This window comes from Herbaspirillum sp. WGmk3, from assembly GCF_023952535.1.
Lineage (GTDB): Bacteria > Pseudomonadota > Gammaproteobacteria > Burkholderiales > Burkholderiaceae_D > Herbaspirillum > Herbaspirillum huttiense.
This window is the reverse complement of sequence record NZ_JAKYWT010000019.1, coordinates 1-691: the sequence shown is the minus strand read 5'-3', so window position 1 is coordinate 691 and position 691 is coordinate 1. Positions and strand designations below refer to the sequence as shown.

Below are 691 nucleotides of genomic sequence, written 5' to 3'. Positions count from 1 at the left end.
CCGTTCCCGCAGATCATGCCCTCGACCCCGGTCAACATCGCCGGTGCCCTGATCTCGCCGACCCAGATCATGCTGCTGATCCTGGCCCTGGCCGCGATGATCGGCCTGGTGCTGATCGTGGAGAAGACCAAGATGGGCCGCGCCATGCGTGCCACCGCCGAGAACCCCCGCATCGCCGGTTTGATGGGCGTGGATGCCAACCGCGTCATCATCGTCACCTTCGCCATCGGTGCCGCACTGGCCGCGATTGCCGGCGTGATGTGGGCCGCCAACTATTCCACCGCGCAATTCGCCATGGGCTTCGTGCCGGGCCTGAAAGCCTTCTCGGCGGCCGTGCTGGGCGGTATCGGCAACATCTACGGTGCCATGCTGGGCGGCATCCTGCTGGGCCTGATCGAGAGTCTGGGTGCCGGTTACATCGGAGACCTGACTGGCAACTTCCTGGGCAGCAACTACCAGGACATCTTCGCCTTCATCGTGCTGATCATCGTGTTGACCTTGCGTCCGTCCGGGATCATGGGTGAGCGTGTGGCGGACCGTGCCTGAGTTTTTAAGTTATTTCAATCTTGAAACTTAGTAACGAAAACTTAGAAATTTAGAAATCAGAACTTAGAAAATCGGAAGAGAACACTATGGCTCTCATGACCTTCGACATGAAGCGCAACCCCCAGCAGGCGCGGTTCAGCCTGCT

At 59.3% G+C, this 691-nt stretch carries 1 protein-coding gene; it reads left to right on the top strand.

Features of this window, described 5'->3' with window-relative positions; all coding sequences use genetic code 11:
• The coding region (locus tag MKD49_RS25745) for a branched-chain amino acid ABC transporter permease (protein WP_252697714.1) at positions 1–546 on the top strand (546 nt) is incomplete at its 5' end.
• Positions 547–691: the final 145 nt, after the last annotated feature.